The organism is Micromonospora sp. ATLC20 (genome assembly GCF_057196585.1).
In genome coordinates this window covers 1-17,492 of record NZ_JBXUOV010000123.1, presented here as the reverse complement: position 1 = coordinate 17,492, position 17,492 = coordinate 1, and the positions used below count along the sequence as shown (strand labels likewise).

At 73.8% G+C, this 17,492-nt stretch carries 18 protein-coding genes; 11 read left to right on the top strand and 7 right to left on the bottom strand.

Features of this window, described 5'->3' with window-relative positions; genetic code table 11:
• Positions 1 to 198 precede the first annotated feature (198 nt).
• Entirely contained in the window at positions 199 to 945 is a 747-nt protein-coding gene (locus AC2CHG_RS22190) for a lysozyme (RefSeq protein ID WP_262011823.1), read from the bottom strand.
• 126 nt (positions 946 to 1,071) lie between these two features.
• On the bottom strand, positions 1,072 to 2,397 hold the full coding sequence (locus tag AC2CHG_RS22185; RefSeq protein ID WP_484525487.1) for a flavin monoamine oxidase family protein: 1,326 nt from the start codon (positions 2,395 to 2,397) through the stop codon (positions 1,072 to 1,074).
• A gap of 122 nt (positions 2,398 to 2,519) precedes the next feature.
• Between AC2CHG_RS22185 and AC2CHG_RS22180 the strand changes: the two genes are divergently transcribed.
• From AC2CHG_RS22180 to AC2CHG_RS22145, 8 genes are all read left to right on the top strand, one after another.
• On the top strand, positions 2,520 to 2,870 hold the full coding sequence (locus AC2CHG_RS22180; RefSeq protein ID WP_262011821.1) for a YciI family protein: 351 nt from the start codon (positions 2,520 to 2,522) through the stop codon (positions 2,868 to 2,870).
• A complete protein-coding gene (locus tag AC2CHG_RS22175) occupies positions 2,867 to 4,075 on the top strand; it encodes an RNA polymerase sigma factor (RefSeq protein WP_484525486.1) in 1,209 nt (402 codons plus the stop codon). Before AC2CHG_RS22180 ends, AC2CHG_RS22175 begins: the two co-directional genes overlap by 4 nt.
• A 140-nt stretch (positions 4,076 to 4,215) precedes the next feature.
• Complete coding sequence (locus AC2CHG_RS22170; protein ID WP_262011819.1) at positions 4,216 to 5,028, top strand: ABC transporter ATP-binding protein; 813 nt, start codon at positions 4,216 to 4,218, stop codon at positions 5,026 to 5,028.
• On the top strand, positions 5,025 to 5,741 hold the full coding sequence (locus AC2CHG_RS22165) for an ABC transporter ATP-binding protein (protein ID WP_262011818.1): 717 nt from the start codon (positions 5,025 to 5,027) through the stop codon (positions 5,739 to 5,741). The genes AC2CHG_RS22170 and AC2CHG_RS22165 overlap by 4 nt, the downstream gene beginning before the upstream one ends.
• Before the next feature lie 13 nt (positions 5,742 to 5,754).
• On the top strand, positions 5,755 to 6,633 hold the full coding sequence (locus AC2CHG_RS22160; protein ID WP_194799177.1) for a branched-chain amino acid ABC transporter permease: 879 nt from the start codon (positions 5,755 to 5,757) through the stop codon (positions 6,631 to 6,633).
• Positions 6,630 to 7,775, top strand: a complete 1,146-nt coding sequence (locus tag AC2CHG_RS22155; protein WP_357208971.1) for a branched-chain amino acid ABC transporter permease — start codon at positions 6,630 to 6,632, stop codon at positions 7,773 to 7,775. The genes AC2CHG_RS22160 and AC2CHG_RS22155 overlap by 4 nt, the downstream gene beginning before the upstream one ends.
• 52 nt (positions 7,776 to 7,827) lie before the next feature.
• Complete coding sequence (locus tag AC2CHG_RS22150; protein ID WP_262011816.1) at positions 7,828 to 9,099, top strand: ABC transporter substrate-binding protein; 1,272 nt, start codon at positions 7,828 to 7,830, stop codon at positions 9,097 to 9,099.
• A gap of 91 nt (positions 9,100 to 9,190) precedes the next feature.
• Positions 9,191 to 9,817, top strand: coding sequence for a TetR/AcrR family transcriptional regulator (locus AC2CHG_RS22145; protein WP_484525485.1), 627 nt, complete (start codon positions 9,191 to 9,193; stop codon positions 9,815 to 9,817).
• Positions 9,818 to 9,836: 19 nt separating this feature from the next.
• Here AC2CHG_RS22145 and AC2CHG_RS22140 read toward each other — a convergent pair whose 3' ends face one another.
• The 4 genes from AC2CHG_RS22140 to AC2CHG_RS22125 all read right to left on the bottom strand — a co-directional run bounded on the left by AC2CHG_RS22140 (position 9,837) and on the right by AC2CHG_RS22125 (position 13,372).
• A complete protein-coding gene (locus AC2CHG_RS22140; RefSeq protein WP_262011814.1) occupies positions 9,837 to 10,424 on the bottom strand; it encodes a cysteine hydrolase family protein in 588 nt (195 codons plus the stop codon).
• 10 nt (positions 10,425 to 10,434) lie between these two features.
• Positions 10,435 to 12,522, bottom strand: coding sequence for an amylo-alpha-1,6-glucosidase (locus AC2CHG_RS22135; protein WP_262011813.1), 2,088 nt, complete (start codon positions 12,520 to 12,522; stop codon positions 10,435 to 10,437).
• On the bottom strand, positions 12,515 to 12,883 hold the full coding sequence (locus tag AC2CHG_RS22130; protein ID WP_262011812.1) for an SCP2 sterol-binding domain-containing protein: 369 nt from the start codon (positions 12,881 to 12,883) through the stop codon (positions 12,515 to 12,517). Before AC2CHG_RS22130 ends, AC2CHG_RS22135 begins: the two co-directional genes overlap by 8 nt.
• 72 nt (positions 12,884 to 12,955) lie before the next feature.
• Positions 12,956 to 13,372 carry a MarR family winged helix-turn-helix transcriptional regulator gene (locus tag AC2CHG_RS22125; protein ID WP_262011811.1) on the bottom strand — a complete coding sequence of 139 codons (417 nt, stop codon included), beginning with the start codon at positions 13,370 to 13,372 and terminating at the stop codon, positions 12,956 to 12,958.
• Between the two features lie 84 nt (positions 13,373 to 13,456).
• Between AC2CHG_RS22125 and AC2CHG_RS22120 the strand changes: the two genes are divergently transcribed.
• The 3 genes from AC2CHG_RS22120 (at position 13,457) to AC2CHG_RS22110 (ending at position 16,614) form a co-directional block, all read left to right on the top strand.
• Positions 13,457 to 15,247: an ABC transporter ATP-binding protein gene (locus AC2CHG_RS22120; RefSeq protein ID WP_484525484.1), complete on the top strand. Its 1,791-nt coding sequence runs from the start codon at positions 13,457 to 13,459 to the stop codon at positions 15,245 to 15,247.
• 102 nt (positions 15,248 to 15,349) lie between these two features.
• Positions 15,350 to 15,907 (top strand): M23 family metallopeptidase, encoded by a 558-nt coding sequence (locus AC2CHG_RS22115; RefSeq protein ID WP_194799186.1) that lies wholly within the window; start codon positions 15,350 to 15,352, stop codon positions 15,905 to 15,907.
• Positions 15,908 to 15,984: 77 nt separating this feature from the next.
• The gene (locus tag AC2CHG_RS22110; RefSeq protein WP_402815054.1) at positions 15,985 to 16,614 is read left to right on the top strand and encodes a VOC family protein; all 630 of its coding nucleotides are present in this window, start codon (positions 15,985 to 15,987) and stop codon (positions 16,612 to 16,614) included.
• Positions 16,615 to 16,646: 32 nt separating this feature from the next.
• Here AC2CHG_RS22110 and AC2CHG_RS22105 read toward each other — a convergent pair.
• On the bottom strand, positions 16,647 to 17,492 hold an 846-nt coding region (locus AC2CHG_RS22105), incomplete at its 5' end, for a hypothetical protein (RefSeq protein ID WP_484525483.1).

Sequence of the window (17,492 nt, the reverse complement as noted above, 5' to 3'; positions counted from 1 at the left end):
GTGTAATATTTTAAATACATAACATGGGGGGACCGCGCCCCCCCGCGCGCGGCGCCGCCGAGCAGGACCGCGCCGCGCAGCACGGTCCGCCGGGGTACGGGAACGGACATCGCAACCTCCTCGCGGAAGGGGAACGCCGGATCGGCCGGTACGCCGGGCGTGGCGGGACCGGCACCGCCCGCCACGCCCGGGCCGGTCTCAGCAGGGTCCGTTGCAGGCCAGGACGCGCAGCCGGTCGAGCGAGCCGTTCCAGACGTTCTGGTCACCGGGGAAGACTCCGGAGGAGGACCACTGCCAGAACGAGTACGTGCCCCAGCCCGCGGGCAGCGTGCCGACGCTGCTGGAGTAGCGGGCGATCCACAGTGGGTTGTTGGCGGCGAACTGCGAGGTGTTGCCGGTGCAGGTGCTCCACCAGTCGGTGGTGGTGTAGATGGTGGCCCACCGGCCGGTGCGGGCGTAGTACTGGTTGACGAACGAGGCGATCCAGCTGCGCATCGACGCCTGGCTCAGGCCGTAGCAGGTCGCGCCGTACGGGTTGTACTCGATGTCCAGCGCGCCGGGCAGCGTCCGCCCGTCCTTCGACCAGCCGCCGCCGTGGTCGACGAAGTAGTTGGCCTGGGTGGCGCCGCTCGTGGTGTCGGGGCGGGCGAAGTGGTACGAGCCGCGGATCATCCCGACGTTGTACGAGCCGTTGTACTGCTGGGCGAAGTACGGGTTGGTGTAGTACGTGCCCTCGGTCGCCTTGACGTACGCGAACCGGGCGCCGTTCGCCCACGCCCCGGACCAGTTCACGTTGCCCTGGTAGCTGGAGACGTCCATGCCGGGTAGCCCGGCCGGGGCGGCGCCGGCGGGGGCCGCCCCGGTCAGGGCCGCGGCGGCGACGGTGACGGTGGCGAGCAGTGCGGCTCCGGCCGCGCGCAGCGCCGATCGGATCGATCTGTGCATCTGTCCTCCCTGGGGGTTGCCGCGCTCCGGCGGCGGGAGTATGACGAAAGGAACTGTCGTCATTAGGGCACAGGGCGGAGAAACTTTTCAATAGATTGCATCGAAGAATCTCACTGAATTGGGTGCTCAGCCGAGCTGGGCGAGCGCCTCGGCGGCGGCGCGCTCGCCGGCGGTCACCGCGCCCTCCAGGTAGCCGCTCCACCGGGTCGCGGTCTCGGTGCCGGCCCAGTGCACCCGGCCCACGGGCGTGCGCAGTTCCGGGCCGTACGCGCACCACGCGCCGGGTGGCAGGACGCCGCAGAAGCAGCCGCGCGTCCACTCGTCCGCCGACCAGTCGTACTCGACGAGGTCGTCGGGACGCGCGGCGGCCGGGCCGAAGATCGCGGCGAGCGCCTCGCACAGTGCGTCCCGGCGGGCGTCTGGCGGAAGCCGGCGCAGCGCCCGGGCCTGCGCGCCGTAGCTGAACGCGGTGAGCACCCCGCCGGGCGCGTCCGGCAGCGAGTTGTCGACCGTCTCGGTGAGCGGCCCGGTGTCGGTGCTCGACACGCCGGAGCGGCCGTCGGCCCGCCAGAACGGCTCCGGATAGAGCGCGTGCACCTTGAGCGCCACACCCATCGGCATCCGCTGGGTCAGTCCGTCGCGCAGCGGCGGCAGCGGCGGGTCGTACCGGATGCGCCCGGCCAGCGTCGGCGCCAGCGCGACCACCACCGCGTCGCCGCGGTACGTCTCGCCGCCGGAGCGCACCCGCACGCCGTCGTCGTCCTGCGCGACGCCGTCCACCGGGGCGCGCAGGCGCAGGCTCCCCGGCGGCAGCGCGGCGGCCATCCGCTCGGCCAGCGCGGCCGGACCGCCCGCCATCCGGTCCTGCTGGGCGCCACCGGCCATGCGCAGCAGCGAGCCGGTACCGCCGCCGCTGCGCAGGTAGAACAGCATGTGCAGCAGCGAGACCTCGTCCGGTGAGGCGGCCAGCAGGCCACCGGCGAGCATCCGGCCCGCGTATCCGGCGGTGACCGGGTCGGCCGCGCTCGCGTCGAGCCAGCCGCCGAACGTGACCCGGTCCCACCGTGCCGCCTCGGCGGCACGCCACGGCGCGGCCGGGTCGAGCGTGCCCGCCATCTCGTCGAGCGTGCCCAGCAGCGCGGACAGCCCCGGCGGCTCGCCGGTGGCCGGGCGTCCGCCGAGCAGCAGCGCCGCCGCACCGTGCGCGGGGGAGGAGAAGGTGGTCAGGCCGTACGCGGCGACGAGCGCGTACATCCGGTCCTGAGTCGGGCCGATCCACTGCGCGCCGAGATCCAGCCAGCCGCCGCCTGGTAGCGGGCGGCTGCGCGTCCGGCCGCCCACCCGGTCCCGCGCCTCCAGCACCCGTACCTCGGCGCCCGCCGCGTCCAGCGCGAGCGCGCAGGCCAGACCGGAGAACCCGGCGCCCACGACGACGACCCGGTGACGGCGCACGCGACGGCGTACCCCGCTCCCGGCCGGATTCACCCGGCCCGGCGTGTCGAAACCGGCATCAGTCGTTCGTGTGGAGGGTGAGAGGGCGGCGCGGGGCCGTCCCCGGCGGTGAGGAGACACCGATGAAGCAGTACCTGATCAGCATGTACCAGCCGGTCGGCGAGGGCCGTCCCGACCCGGAGTTCCTAACCGGGGTGATGCGCGAGGTCGAGGCCATCGGCCGGGACCTGCGGGAGGCGGGGTGCTGGGTGTTCGGCAACGGCCTGCACGACCCGCAGACCGCCACCGTGCTGCGCCCGGCCGGTGACGAGGTGCTGGTCACCGACGGCCCGTTCGCCGAGGGCAAGGAGTACCTGGGTGGCGTCACCATCATCCGGGCGCCCGACCTGGACGCCGCGCTGGACTGGGGCCGCCGCTACGCCCTCGCGACCACGCTGCCGATCGAGGTCCGCCCGTTCCAGGGCGAGGGATGACCGACGTCGAACGGGTCTTCCGGGCCGAGTACGGCCGCGCGGTAGCCGTCCTGGTCCGCCTCCTCGGCGACATCGACCTCGCCGAGGAGGCGGTCCAGGAGGCGTTCACCGTCGCCGTGTCGCGGTGGGCCGCCGACGGGCCGCCGGCCAGCCCGGCCGGCTGGATCATCACCACCGCCCGCAACCGCGCGATCGACAGGCTGCGGCGCGAGGCGACCCGGGCCACCCGGCACGCCGAGGCCGCCCTGCTGCACGCCGACGACGACCCGCCCGCCGAGGAGGGGCCCGTGCCCGACGACCGCCTGCGCCTGATCTTCACCTGCTGCCACCCGGCGCTCGCCGCTCCCGCCCGGGTGGCGCTGACGCTGCGCCTGCTCGGTGGCCTGAGCACCGCCGAGATCGCGCGCGCCTTCCTGGTGCCGGAGCCCACCATGTCGCAGCGCCTGGTCCGGGCCAAGGCGAAGATCCGCGACGCCGGTATCCCGTACCGGGTGCCGCGCGACGCGGACCTGCCGGACCGGCTGCGCGGGGTGCTCGCCGTGGTGTACCTGATCTTCAACGAGGGGCACACGGCGAGCGCGGGGGAGCGGCTGGGCCGCGCCGAGCTGGGCGCCGAGGCGATCCGGCTGGGCCGGCTGCTGGTGACGCTGATGCCGGACGAGCCGGAGGCGCTCGGCCTGCTCGCGCTGATGCTGCTCACCGAGGCGCGCCGCGCCGCCCGGACCGGGCCGGACGGCGTGCCGGTGTCGCTGTCCGAGCAGGACCGCCGCAGGTGGGACCGGGAGCTGATCGCCGAGGGGCAGGACCTGGTCCGCCGGTGCCTGCGGCGAGGCCGGCCCGGCCCGTACCAGATCCAGGCCGCGATCGGCGCGGTGCACGCGGACGCGCCCACCGCCGCCGCCACCGACTGGGGACAGATCCTCGCGCTCTACGACCAGCTCGCCGCCGTCGCGCCCGGGCCGGTGGTGGCGCTGAACCGGGCGGTCGCGCTGGCCGAGGTACGCGGACCGGCGGCGGGACTGACCGAGGTGGAGCGTCTGGATCTGGGCGGCTACCACGTGTGGCATGCGATCCGGGCCGACCTGCTGCGCCGGCTGGACCGTCCGAAGCAGGCGCGGACGGCGTACGACGCGGCGATCGCCGGCACCGGCAACGCGGCGGAGCAGACGTTCCTGCGCCGCGCCCGCGACCGCATGCCGGGATGATCGCACCGACCGTGCAGGTAGGAGGCTCGCAGCCGGTCGAGAAGGGTCGTGATCGTCGGGGGCATTGACGCGGCGGCAGAGAAAAGTACACTCCCGGTGTAATTAGTTTTCTCTGCTCCCTCGACCGGCACGAGGTGACGATGAGCCCACCGGCCGCCCCCGCCGACGAACCGGGCCTGGCGCTGCACCACGTCGGCGTACGCTTCGGCGGCCTGGTCGCCCTCGACGACGTCTCGCTGCGGGTGCCGCCCGGCCGGATCGTGGGCGTGATCGGCCCCAACGGCGCCGGCAAGACCACGCTGTTCAACGTGGTCTGCGGCTTCGTCCGGCCGACCGAGGGCTCGCTCACCCTCGACGGCCGGCCGTTCCGGCCCCGCCCGCACGCCCTCACCCGGCTCGGCATCGCCCGCACGCTCCAGGGTGTCGGCCTGTTCGCCGGGCTGACCGTGCTGGAGAACGTGGTCGCAGGCGCCAGCCACACCGCCCGCGCCGGTTTCGCCGCCGCGCTGTTCGGCCTGCCCCGCAGCGACGACGACGAGCGGCGGCTGCGCACCCGGGCGATGGACCTGCTCGCCGAACTGGGCATCGAGAAGTACGCCGACGCGGCGCCCGCCACCCTGCCGTACCCGGTACGCAAGCGGGTCGCGCTGGCCCGCGCGCTGATCGCCCGGCCCCGGCTGCTGCTGCTCGACGAACCGGCCGGCGGTCTCGGCGCCGACGACGTGGCCGAGCTGGCCGACCTGGTCCGCGCGCTGCCCGACCGGGAGGACGGCTGCGCCGTGCTGCTCGTCGAGCACCACATGGACCTGGTCATGTCCGTCTGTCAGGAACTGGTGGTGCTCGACTTCGGCAAGGTGATCGCGGCCGGGCCGCCGGAACGCATCCGAGACGACCCCCGGGTCACCGAGGCGTACCTGGGCGCCGACGTGCCGGCCGAGGGGAGCACGCGGTGACCGCCGTGCTGGAGGTGGAGGCGCTCAGTTGCGGCTACGGGCCCGTGCCGGTGCTGCGCGACGTCGCGTTCACCGTCCCGGCCGGCACCGTCACCGCCGTGCTCGGCGCCAACGGCGCGGGCAAGACCACGCTGCTGCGTACCCTCTCGGGTCTGCTCCGTCCCACCGGCGGCCGGGTCCGGTACGCGGGCGAGGACCTGCGCGGTGTCCGGGTGGAACACCTGGTCCGGCGCGGCCTGGCGCACGTGCCGGAGGGGCGGGGTGTGGTCACCGAGCTGACAGTGGCGGAGAACCTGCGCCTGGGCGGGCTGTGGCGGCGCGACCGCGCCGACGCCCGGCGCGCGCTCGACGAGGTGTACGAGCTGTTCCCCGCCCTGGCCCGCCGCCGCGACCACGCCGGACACCAGCTCTCCGGCGGGGAACGGCAGATGCTCGCGATCGGCCGCGCGCTGATCGCCCGGCCCCGGCTGCTGCTGCTCGACGAGCCGTCACTCGGGCTGGCGCCCAAGGTCACCGCGCAGATCATGGCGCTGCTGCGGCGGCTGCGCGACGAACGGGGGCTCACCGTGCTGCTCGTCGAGCAGAACGTGCGCAGCGCGCTGTCCGTCGCCGACCAGGGCATCGTCATGTCGCTCGGGCAGGTGGTGACGGCCGCGCCGGCCGCCCGGCTACGCGACGACGACCAGCTCCGGCACGCGTACCTCGGATTCTAGGAAGGGGTCGCGGATGGAGCGGTTCTGGTTCCTCACCTTCGACGGGCTCGCCTCCGGGGCGGTGTACGCGGCGTTCGCGCTCGCGCTGGTGCTCATCTGGCGGGCCGCCCGGGTGGTCAACTTCGCCCAGGGCGCGATGGCCGTGGCCACCGCCTACGTCGGGTACGCGGTCGTGTCCGCCACCGGCTCGTACTGGCTGGGCCTGGCCGCCGCGATCCTGTCCGGGCTGGCCCTGGGCGCGCTGGTGGAGCGGGTGCTGATGCGGTTCGCCGGCCCCGGCGGCCCGCTCAACCAGGTGATCGTCGCGCTCGGGCTGGTGCTCGTCATCCAGGCGGTACTCGGCATGGTCTTCGGCAACGACTACCGGCCCGCACCGGCGCCGTTCGACACCGACGCGCTCACCATCGGCGGGGTGGCCGCGCTGTCCCCGTACGACCTGTGGGTGCTCGGCGCGGCGCTGACGGTGGTGGCGCTGCTCGCGCTGCTGTTCACCCGCACCCCGGTGGGACTGCGGATGCGGGCCGCCGCGTTCGCCCCGGAGGTGTCCCGGCTGCTCGGCGTCAGCGTCGGCCGGATGCTCACGCTGGGCTGGGCGCTCGCCGCCGGCGTCGGCGCGCTCGCCGGCATGCTCGTCGTCCCCACCGGACTCGGCCTGCACTCGCACGCCATGGACCTGGTCTTCGTGGTCGCGTTCACCGCCGCCGTGGTCGGCGGCCTGGACAGCCCGGTGGGCGCGGTGGTCGGCGGCCTGCTGGTCGGGCTGATCCTGTCCTACGTCACCGGCTACCTGGGACCGGACACCACCCCGCTGGCCGTCCTGGTGCTGCTGCTGTCCGTCCTGCTGGTCCGCCCCGGCGGGCTCTTCTCCGCGGCGAGAGCGAGGCACGTGTGACGAGCACCCCCACCGAGATCGCGCCCGCCGCGCCGTCCCCGCTGCGGCGGCTGCTCCCCGGCGCCCCCGCCGGACACGAGGCGCGCGGCTCCACGCTGCTGCGCCACCTGGCGCTCGCGGTGTTCGCCGGCACGCTCGTCGTGCTGGTGACCAACCAGCTCGCGCCGTACCAGAACCTCCAGGTGGCGCGCGTCTGCGCGTTCCTCTGCGTCACCGCCGGGCACACCGTCCTGGTCGGACTCAACGGCCAGCTCTCGCTCGGGCACGGCGCGCTGATGGCCACCGGCGCGTACACCGTGGCGCTGACCCAGCAGGCCCTGGACGAGCGGGCGATACGCGGCGGGTGGACGCTGCCCGCGTCGCTGCTCGTCGCCGTCGCGGTGACAGCGCTCGGCGGGCTGGTCGTCGGGCTGGCGGCGGCCCGGCTGCGCGGCCCCTACCTGGCCGGCGTGACCCTCGCCGTGGCGACGCTCGTCCCGGCGGTCACCACGATCTTCACCGGCGTGTTCAACGGCGAGCAGGGGCTGCGGTTCCCGGCGCAGACGCCACCGGCGGCGCTCGGCGCCTACTTCCAGCCGGAACGCTGGCTGGCCTGGATCGCGCTGGCCGCCGCGCTGCTCACCATGCTGCTGCTGGCCAACCTGGTACGCAGCCGCTTCGGCCGGTCCCTGCGGGCGGTCCGCGACGACGAGGTCGCGGCCCGGCTCGCCGGCATCCCGGTGGCCCGCACCCAGGTGCTCGCGTTCGTGGTCAGCGCCGCCTGTGCCGGCCTCGGCGGCGGCGTGTACGCGATGCTCACCGCCACCGTCGCGCCCGGCAAGTTCCCGCTGGACCTGTCGCTGTTCCTGCTCATGGCGATCGTGATCGGCGGGCTGGGCAGCCTCGCCGGCGCGGTCTGGGGAGCGGTGCTGCTGGTCGCGCTCCAGGACCTGCCCGGCCTGCTCACCGAACACCTCAGCCTGTCCGCCGGGCTGGCCCAGCGGCTGGAGGGCAACCTCGCGCTCGCGGTGTTCGGCCTGATCCTCATCGTCGTCATGCTCGCCGCCCCGGGCGGCCTGCAGGGCGGCGTGCGTGCCGTCGGCGCCCGGCTGCGCGCCGCGCTGCGCCGTCGTCGCGCCACCCGCCGGTCGCCGGACCGCTGACCTCACCGGTTCCACCCACACCGTTCGCACCGTCGCACCGGATTGGAGAACCATGCGCCCCACCACCCGCCGCGTTCTCGCGGCCGCCGCCGGCCTGGCCATGCTGGCCGCGCTGACGGCCTGCGCCGACGACGAGAAGCAGGCCGCCGAGAACGTCCCCGGCGTCAGCGACTCCGAGGTCGTCATCGGCACCCACCAACCGCTCACCGGACCGGCCGCGCCCGGCTACTCGAAGATCTCCGCCGCCACCAAGGCGTACTTCGAGCACGTCAACAGCAAGGGTGGCGTGCACGGCCGCAAGATCGTCTACAAGGTCATGGACGACGGCTACAACCCCGCCAACACCGAGAACGTGGTCCGCAAGCTGGTGCTCGACGACAAGGTCTTCGCGCTGCTCGGCGGCCTCGGCACGCCCACGCACACGAACGTGCTGGAGTTCGTCAAGACGCAGAAGGTGCCGGACCTGTTCGTCGCCTCCGGCAGCCGCAACTGGAACCAGCCGGACAAGTACCCGACCACGTTCGGCTGGCAGCCCGACTACACAGTCGAGGGCAAGATCCTGGCGAGCTACGTCAAGAAGGAGTTCCCCGGGGCGAAGGTCTGCCACTTCGGGCAGAACGACGACTTCGGCCGGGACTCGCTGGCCGGCGTCGAGCAGATCCTCGGCCCGGTCGCGGCGAAGCAGACGTACACCACCACCAACCAGCAGGTCGGCCCGGCGATCGGGGCGCTGCGCGCGGCCGGCTGCCAGGTGGTCATCTCGGCCACCATCCCCGGCTTCACCGCGCTCGCCATGGGCCAGGCCGCCGGGCAGGGCTTCAAGGCGCAGTGGGTGGTCTCCAACGTGGGCGCCGACTACACCACGCTGTCCGCGCAGCTCGGCGACAAGAAGGTGATCCTCGAGGGCATGGTCGCCGACAACTACCTGCCGAACGTGGCCGACACCGCGAACCCGTGGATCCAGGAGTTCACCAAGATCCACCAGAAGTACAACGCGGGCAACCCGGTCGACGGCAACGCGATCTACGGCTACTCGATGGCGTACACGTTCGTGCAGGCGATGCTCGCCGCCGGGCCCGACCCCACCCGGGAGAAGCTGGTCGAGGCCGTGCGCAAGGGCGGATTCCGCGGGCCCGGCCTGGTCCCGTTCCGGTACGCCGACGGCGTGCACGCCGGCTACGGCGGTGTGCGGCTCACCAAGGTGAGCAACGGCGTGCAGGAGTACTTCGGTCCCGCGTACACCACGGATGACGGCGACGGCGCGGTCACCGAGTTCACCGACCCGCCGACGACCCCGCCCGCGGACGCGGTGCCGACCGCATGAGGCGTCCCCGCCGGGCGGCCGGGTGCCGGCCGCCCGGCGGGACGCACGTAGAGTGGCCGCCGGCAGACGAGCAACAGGAGATTCCGTACCCATGATCGAGGTGGAGGCCGACCCGCCGGAGCGGGTGGACGGCCGGGCGGCGCGGGCCGAGCGGACCCGGGCCGCGATCGTGGAGGCGCACCTGGCCCTGATCGACTCCGGTGACCTGCGGCCCACCGGGGAACGGATCGCCGAGCGGGCCGGGGTGTCGCTGCGCACGCTCTGGACCAACTTCAAGGACATGGAGACGCTGTTCGCCGCGACCGGGCGGCGGGTCGGCGAGCGGCAGGCCGCGCTCTGGCAGCCGGTGCCGCCGGAGCTGCCGCTGACCGCCCGGATCGCCGCGTTCTGCGACCAGCGCGCCCGGCTGCTGGAGGTGCTGGCGCCCTCGGCCCGCGCGTCGGCGCTGCGGGAGCCGTTCTCCCCGCAGTTGCGGCGCAACCGGGAGGCGGCGGTCGCCCGGGTCCGGCACGAGATCGAGGCGGTGTTCGCCCCGGAACTGGCGCAGGCCGGGCCGGGCCGCGCGCAGCTGCTGGACGCGCTGACGGTGGCCGGCACCTGGTCGGCGTGGTCGATGATGCGCGACTCGATGGGGCTCGACGTCGAGGCCGCCCGCGCCGTGATGGCCCGTACGCTGGGCGCGCTGCTGGTCGACGCGATCGCCGCCGGCCTGCGCTGAGCGCCTGTCGGCCGGACCGTCAGGTGATTTCGTGGGTGGTCGCCACCTCGCCGAGCTGGCCCAGCGTGCTCAGGTAGGCGTCGTGCAGCTCGTCGGTGGCCGCCGTGCACGCGTCGGAGACGGTGACGATGCGATATCCGTTGTCGACCGCCTGATAGGCGGTGGCGGCGACGGCCAAGTTCGTCGCGACGCCGGTGAACACCACGGTCCGCACGCCCCGGCCACGCAGGATCAGGTCCAGGTCGGTGCCGGTGAACCCGCCGAGCCGGGTGGAGGTGACGACCACGTCGTCCGGCTGCCGCGCGACCTCGTCGACGATCCGGGTCTTCGGGTCGCCCTCCAGGAACGCCCCGCGCTCGGCGATCATCGCGAAGCTCGGGGTGTTGGCGATCAGGTCCGGATAGCCGGGCCGGTAGGCGACGCGGGTGAAGACCACGAGGCCGCCCGCGGCCCGCCCGGCCCCGGCGACCCGGGCCGCGTTCGCCGCCACGCCGTGCCGGGCCACCTGGCCGGCGAAGAACGGGCCGAAGACGCCGTCCGGGCTGACCACCTCGTGTTGCCAGTGGACGCCCACGATCGCGGTGTGTGCCCAGTCGATGCGCTGCATGTCGGTCCCGTCAGGGTGCGGAGAGCTGCTGCGGCGCCAGCTCGTAGCGGCTCAGGCCGCCGGCGGCGGTGCTCCTGCCGAAGGCGTCCCGGCGCCCCCAGCGGCCGGGGACGTCGAGCAACGCCACGTAGTCGAGGCTAGCAGGCAGGGCGGGCCGGGCCACGAGATCGTCGCCGACCGGCCGCAGGCCGAGCATCGTCCGCAGGAGCAGCAGCGGGGCCCCGGCCGACCAGGCCTGCGGGCTGCACGCGGTCGGATACCGGATCGGGTAGCGGGTCTCGGACCGGGCGTGCCCGGCGAACGCCTCCGGCAGCCGGCCGTCGTAGAACGCCGCCGCGTCCAGGATGCCGGCCGCGATGCGGGCCGCCTCGTCGGCGTACCCGTAGCGACGCAGACCCCAGGCGATGAACGAGTTGTCGAACGGCCAGATGGTCCCGACGTGGTAGCCCACCGGGTTGTAGCGGGCCTCGCCCTCGGCCAGCGTGCGGACACCCCAGCCGCTGAACATCGCCGGTGACATCAGGTGCCGCACCAGGGCCTCGGCCTTCGGCTCCTCGACGATGCCGCTCCACAGCAGGTGGCCGATGTTCGAGGACAGAGCGTCCACCTTGCTGCCGTCGCCGTCCAGCGCCAGCGCCATGTACTCGCCGTCGTCGATCCAGAAGTCGTGGTTGAAGCGGCGTTTGAGGTCGGCGGCGTCCCGCTCCAGCCGGTCCGCGTACGCCGGGTCGTGCCAGATCTCGCGGGCCAGCCGGGCGGTGCGCACCTTCGCGTCGTACGCGTACCCCTGGAGTTCGCAGGTGGCGCGCGGGAAGCCCGGCAGCCGGCCGTCGCGGTAGGAGATGCCGTCCCAGGAGTCCTTCCAGCACTGGTTCTCCAGGCCGTTCACCGGGTTGCGCCGCTCGTAGGAGACGTAGCCGTTGCCGGCCCGGTCGGCGTAGTGGTCGATCCAGTCGACGGCCGCCCGCGCCTCCTGCTCCACCGCGCGGACGAGGGCGGCGTCGCCGGTCCACCGCTCGTACTCGTCGAGCAGCACGAGGAACAGGGGAGTGGCGTCCGCGCTGCCGAAGTAGGGGCTGTGCGGTGTCTCGTCGAAGACGGTCAGCTCGCCGTAGCGCATCTCGTGCAGGATCCGGCCCGGCTCCTCCTCCCGGAAGTCGTCGATCCGGCTGCCCTGCCGGAAGGCGAGCACGGTGAGCGTGGTGGCGGCGAGTTCGGGTGCGAACGGCAGCGCCTGGAGGCTGGTGAGGATGCTGTCGCGGCCGAACAGGCACATGAACCACGGCAGCCCGGCGGCCAGGACGCACCCGGCTCCGGCGAGGAACGGGCTGAACCGCAGTGCGGCCAGGTCGATCAGGCTCTGCCGGTAGGTGTTCTGCAACGGTCCCCAGCTGGTCTCCAGGCGCGGCGCCCGGTCCAGCCACTCCCGCAGCTCGGCGGGCTTGTCCCGGGCGCGGCCCGCGACCCGCCCGGGCAGGCTGAGCCGCTCCAGCCCGCGGGGCAGGGGGAGGTCCGGCTCGGCGGTCAGCCGGGTCTGCCACCGGCCGTGCGGCTCGATGTGCACGCGCAGCGTCAGGCCGTTCTCGTCCACCTCCGCCGGAGCCGTCGCCGACACGATCGTCTCGCGGCGGAACCGTTCGCGCTGGTAGCCCAGGACGAGCCGCGGGCCGTCGACCCGCCGGTAGTGCCACCCCTCGCGGTCCGTCGTGCCCTCCTTGACCGCGAAGAGGTCCGCGAAGTCCGCGTCCGCCTCGATCCGCACGGTCAGGTCGACGGGCCGCCGGTCGTTGTTGACCAGGAGCAGCTCCTCCTGGAGTCCGCTGTTCAGCGTGTGGGTGCGGCGCACCTCGAGCGTGCTGTTGACGTAGACGTCCTGACTGCCCGGGACGAGGTAGAACCGGTTCTCGAAGTACTGGATGTCGTCGATGGACAGCGTGCTGAGCCGCTCGCCGTCGATGGTCAGCTGCCACCGGGACAGCAGACGCGTGTCGTGGGCGAACAGGCCGTGGGTGGCGTCGGCCGACGGGACGATGTCGCCCGCCCGGTCGCAGACCAGGAAGATCGTCCCGTCGAAGATGCCGACGTGGCCGTCAACCATCGTCGCCTCCCCGGTGTCGTTCCGGGCGCGATCCGGGCGGGGAGGGGAACAGCCGGCGTACTGTCGCGAACAGCCGCGGGCTGCCTTCCACCTCGGCCTCGCCGCGCAGGACCGTGGTCAGGAAGTACGCCTCACCCCGCGCGATCCGGTCGAAGACGGCCCGGTCCGCCCGGACGACCGCGTCCCCGCCGGTGGCCTGCCGTGCCGCGGTGACCTCGCCCCGGGCGATGGAGACCAGCCAGTGGTCGACCGACCCGTCGCCGGCGATGTCGAACCGGACGGTGCCCTCGTGGAGCGCTGTCAGCCCGCGCTGCCCGCGCTGCCCCAGGCCCCGGAAGAACTCTTCGGTGGCGTCCGCCATCGGCCCTCCTCCCGGTGGCGCTATTCCCCGCCACGGGGCCTGTCGCCTCACCCGGAGCGGGTGAAATCGGGGCTAGTCCTCGCGCAGGCGGAGCAGGATGCGAGCCAGCTCGGCCCGGTCCTCCGGCGAGAGCGCGCCGAAGAACCGTTCCGCCTCGGTGGCCCGGGCCTGCCGGATCGCCGTGCCGACCCGCTCGCCCTCGGCGGTGGGGGCGACCAGCGTGGCCCGCCTGTCGCCCGGGTCGGGCCGTCGCTCGACCAGACCCCGCTCCTGCAACCCGTCGACCACCTCGGTGGCCGAGCGCGGCGCGATGCGCAGGTGTTCGGCGAGCGCGCCGGGCCGCAGCGCGCCGTGGCGCATCAGCACGCCGAGCGCCCGCGCCTGCCCGGGGCTGATCTCCCACGGCGCAAGCGCGCGCTTGGTCTGGTGCCGCAGCCGGCGGGTCACCGCCCAGAACGTCTCGGCCAGGCTCTCGTCGCTGCCGTTCACGGGGAATACGGTAACAGCCTTTCTTGTTGTTCCCTCATGTTGAGGTAACCTCAGCACTGTTTTCCCCCGGCATGAGGAGCACTCTTGGATCGCATCCCCGACGGCCGTCGTGACGGCCGCACCGTTTCCCCCGCCGAGAAGGCCCAGGCCCGCGACGTGTCCCTGCGCCGCATCGGCGGCCTGTTCACCGCACACCGCGGCCCGCTCGCCACCGTGGTGGCGATCATCGTGGCGTCCTCGATCATCGCGATGGCCACGCCGTTCCTGCTGCGTGCCGTGATCGACCGGGCCCTGCCCGAGCGTGACCTGACGCTGCTGGCCTGGCTGGTCGCGGGCATGGTCGCGGTCGCCGCTGTCACCGCCGTGCTCGGCGTCGCCCAGACCTGGATCTCCACCCGCGTCGGTCAGCAGGTCATGCACCGGCTGCGCGCCGACGTCTTCGCCCACCTCCAGCGGCAGTCGATCGGCTTCTTCGTGCGCACCCGCACCGGCGAGGTGCAGTCGCGCATCACCAACGACATCGGCGGCATGCAGGCGGTCGTCACCTCCACCGCCACCTCGATCGCCGCCAACCTCACCACTGTGGTCGCCACCACCATCGCCATGCTGGCGCTGAGCTGGCGGCTCACGCTCGTCTCGGCCGTCGTGCTGCCGCCCGCGCTCTGGCTCACCCGCCGGGTCGCCCGGTTGCGCCGGGAGATCACCGCCCAGCGCCAGCGCGAACTGGCCGACCTCACCGTGACCATCGAGGAGGGGCTGTCGGTCAGCGGCGTCCGGCTGGCCAAGACCCTCGGCACCGGCCCGGCCCTGGTCGACCGGTTCACCGCCTCCTCGGCCCGCCTGGTCGACCTGGAACTGCGCTCCGAGCTGGCCGGACGCTGGCGGATGGCCGCCATGAGCATCGTCTTCGCCGCCATCCCGGCGGTGATCTACCTCGGCGCAGGGCTGCCCGGCACCGCAGGCACGCTCACCATCGGCACGCTCGTCGCGTTCACCGCGCTCCAGGGCAACCTGTTCCGGCCGCTGATGGGCCTGCTCAACGTCGGCGTCACGCTCACCGCGTCGCTCGCCCTGTTCGCCCGCATCTTCGAATACCTCGACCTGCCCGTCGAGGTCGCCGAGCCGGCCCGCCCGGTCCCGCTGGACCCGGCCACCGCCCGCGGCCACCTGCGCGTCGAGGACGTCACCTTCAGCTACCCGGGCAGCGACACCGCCGCCCTCGCGGGCGTCAGCCTGGACGTCCCGGCCGGCACCAGCCTCGCCCTGGTGGGGGAGACCGGCTCCGGCAAGAGCACACTCGCCGCGCTGATCAGCCGGCTGCACGATCCGGACGCCGGCCGCATCACCATCGACGGGATCGACCTGCGCGACCTGCGCCCGGCCGACCTGGCCGCCGTCGTGGGCGTGGTCAGCCAGGAGACGTACCTGCTGCACGGCACCGTGCGGGACAACCTCCGGTACGCCCGCCCGGACGCCACCGACGCCGACATCGAGGCCGCCGCCCGCGCCGCCCGCATCCACGACCTCGTCGCCGCGCTGCCCGACGGGTACGACACCCTGGTCGGCTCGCGCGGCCACCGGTTCTCCGGCGGCGAGCAGCAGCGCCTGGCGATCGCCCGCACGCTGCTGCGCGACCCGCGGATCCTGGTGCTGGACGAGGCGACGAGCGCGCTGGACACCGAGACCGAACGCGCGGTCCAGCGGGCGCTGGACGAGCTGGCCCGGGGCCGCACGGTGGTGACCATCGCGCACCGGCTCTCCACCGTCCGCGGCGCCGACCGCATCGCGGTGCTCGACCACGGCCGGATCGTCGAATCAGGCACCCACGACGCGCTGCTGGACCGTCGCGGCCGCTACGCCGCCCTGGTCGGTTGAACGTAGGAAAGTTTTGATCGGGCGTTCATTGCTGTAGGTATTTACCTGACCCTGCGCCACCCCTAGCATCGATCCGTGTCACTCGATGCGAGGAGGGGAACGATGTCGCTGATGACCACCGCCGCCCGGTGGCGCGTGCCGGCGCTGCTCACGACCGCCGTCGTCGCCGGTGCGATGCTCGGTGTGCAGCCCGCGCAGGCCGCCCGGCCGGGCTTCCGGATGCCGTTCCTGTGCGGCCAGACCTGGCAGGGCAACAACTGGAACGGGCACAGCCCCGCCCACGCCATCGACTGGAACCACTACGACGCCAACGGCAGCCCCGACGATCTCGGTCGCCGTACCGTCGCCAGCGCCGCCGGCACCGTGCTGGAGTCGTACTACTCGACCACCTCCGGCTACGGCAACACCATCGTCATCGGACACGGCGACGGCTGGCGCACCCGGTATGCCCACCTCGACTCGCGCGCCGTGGCCACTGGCGACACCGTGAAGCGCGGAGACGTCATCGGCCGGGTCGGCGCGACGTCGGCGAAGTACGACCTCAGCCCGCACCTGCACTACGAGCAGATCCACGACGGCAGCGTGGTGGTGGCCGTCGTCCAGGGCGTCACCTGGTCCGACGGGCTGAAGCGCAACCAGACCAGCACCAACGGCTGCTGATCCGGGGTCGGGCCGCCGGGGCAGAAACCCGATCTGCAAGACGTGATTTACAGAGCACCAATGGGTAGAGTGGCGCGGTGCGCAGCGGAGTTCAGGGTCAGGTCCCGGTGCTGAACGTCGGTGACGCCGACGCGGCCGGCCGGTTCTACGCGCTGTTCGGCTACACCGGGCAGCCCGGCGAGGACGGCCGGTCGCGCCTGCGCTGCGGCGACCTGAACCTGCTGATCGTCGAGGGCGCCCCGGCCCCGGCCACGCTGTACCTCCACGTCGACGACGTCGCCGCGACCACCGAACGCCTCGTCGCGGCGGGTCACCGGGTCGAGACCGCTCCCGGCGGCGAGTGCCGCACAGTCGACCCCGACGGCAACACGATCCTGTTCACCCGCGCGCTCGAAGTGCCCGCACCCCAGGCCGAACCGGACGGGCGGCCCGCGCCGGTCCGCCGGGCCGCTCAGGTCGCCGCCCGGCGCGACGGCGCGCCCGCGCACTGCCAGATCGGCGGTCCGCGCGGCGAGCCCTGCACCGAGCCGGCCGAGGTCAAGCTCGCCGACTCGTGGGGCGACACGGTCTGGGGCTGCCTCACCCACGCCGACGAGACGCTGGTCAACGCGCGCGGCGCGTTCCTGGCCACCGAGGACGCCACCGGGCTCGCCGCGTACCTGGCCGCCCGGCAGGCCCGCCCCGAGGCGGCCGCCGTTCCGGGCTGACCGTCGCGGCTCGGACCTGGGCCAGTCCCGGCTCAGACCTGGGGCGGCTCCGGCTCGCCCGGGCGGGGCCGCTGTCCCGGAGCCGTGCGCGGCGCGGGCGGGGGGAGCAGCGGCTCCAACGGGGTGAACGCCTCCACCGGTCCGTCCAGCCGCGATCCACGTCGCACCCGCCCCGCCTCGCCGGGCATCCCTCGCGCGTCCCGTACCGCTCCCGCCGGTCCGCTCCCGTCGGCAGGCGGTGCCGTGGTGGCCGGCTCGCCGTCCTTCCCGGCCCGCGCCGTCGTCGGTCGTCCACGCCGGTCGCGTTCCTCGGCGTACTCGGCGCGACGCCGGGCCAGGTCACGCTCGCACTCCAGCGCGATGCGCTGCTCCCAGTACGGCTGGAGCAGCTTGCGCACCCGCTCGTCCAGGTGGACAGTGACGTCCGGCTCGCAGGCGAACGTCACCTCGCCGCGCGCGTACGTCCAGGGCGGCGGGTCCTCGTCGGCGAGCGCGGCGGTCAACGCGGCGTGCAGGTCGCGCGGACGGTGCGGCGGCACCTCCGCCGCGCACCGCACGGCCAGCCGGTTCAGGCGTTGCGTGGCCTGCTGCTGGAAGTAGTCCACGTACCAGCCGAACAACTCCGGCCGGGCCGTCTCCGACGACCAGGTGTAGGTGGCGCGCACCAGGAACACGTACACCTGGCCCTGCGCCGGCACCGCGAGCGGCTCCGGGACGCGGCGGTCGACTGTGGTCACCGCCGTCACCGGCTCCTCGGTCCACCAGAGCTGCCGCAGCGTCGGCTGCGCGCCGTCCCAGAAACGCCGGGTCCGCACGTGCGCCGCCTCGCCCAGCGCCCGCGCCCGTCCGGCCCACCGCCGCCGGCGGCTGTCCACCGG

Excerpts from the sequence above, each read along its gene's own strand:
- AC2CHG_RS22135 (WP_262011813.1), bottom strand. The coding sequence starts at position 12,522 with ATGGTTGACGGCCACGTCGGCATCTTCGACGGGACGATCTTCCTGGTC.
- AC2CHG_RS22190 (WP_262011823.1), bottom strand. The coding sequence starts at position 945 with ATGCACAGATCGATCCGATCGGCGCTGCGCGCGGCCGGAGCCGCACTG.
- AC2CHG_RS22160 (WP_194799177.1), top strand. The coding sequence starts at position 5,755 with ATGGAGCGGTTCTGGTTCCTCACCTTCGACGGGCTCGCCTCCGGGGCG.
- AC2CHG_RS22130 (WP_262011812.1), bottom strand. The coding sequence starts at position 12,883 with ATGGCGGACGCCACCGAAGAGTTCTTCCGGGGCCTGGGGCAGCGCGGG.
- AC2CHG_RS22150 (WP_262011816.1), top strand. The coding sequence starts at position 7,828 with ATGCGCCCCACCACCCGCCGCGTTCTCGCGGCCGCCGCCGGCCTGGCC.
- AC2CHG_RS22180 (WP_262011821.1), top strand. The coding sequence starts at position 2,520 with ATGAAGCAGTACCTGATCAGCATGTACCAGCCGGTCGGCGAGGGCCGT.
- AC2CHG_RS22140 (WP_262011814.1), bottom strand. The coding sequence starts at position 10,424 with ATGCAGCGCATCGACTGGGCACACACCGCGATCGTGGGCGTCCACTGG.
- AC2CHG_RS22170 (WP_262011819.1), top strand. The coding sequence starts at position 4,216 with ATGAGCCCACCGGCCGCCCCCGCCGACGAACCGGGCCTGGCGCTGCAC.
- AC2CHG_RS22115 (WP_194799186.1), top strand. The coding sequence starts at position 15,350 with ATGTCGCTGATGACCACCGCCGCCCGGTGGCGCGTGCCGGCGCTGCTC.
- AC2CHG_RS22175 (WP_484525486.1), top strand. The coding sequence starts at position 2,867 with ATGACCGACGTCGAACGGGTCTTCCGGGCCGAGTACGGCCGCGCGGTA.
- AC2CHG_RS22145 (WP_484525485.1), top strand. The coding sequence starts at position 9,191 with ATGATCGAGGTGGAGGCCGACCCGCCGGAGCGGGTGGACGGCCGGGCG.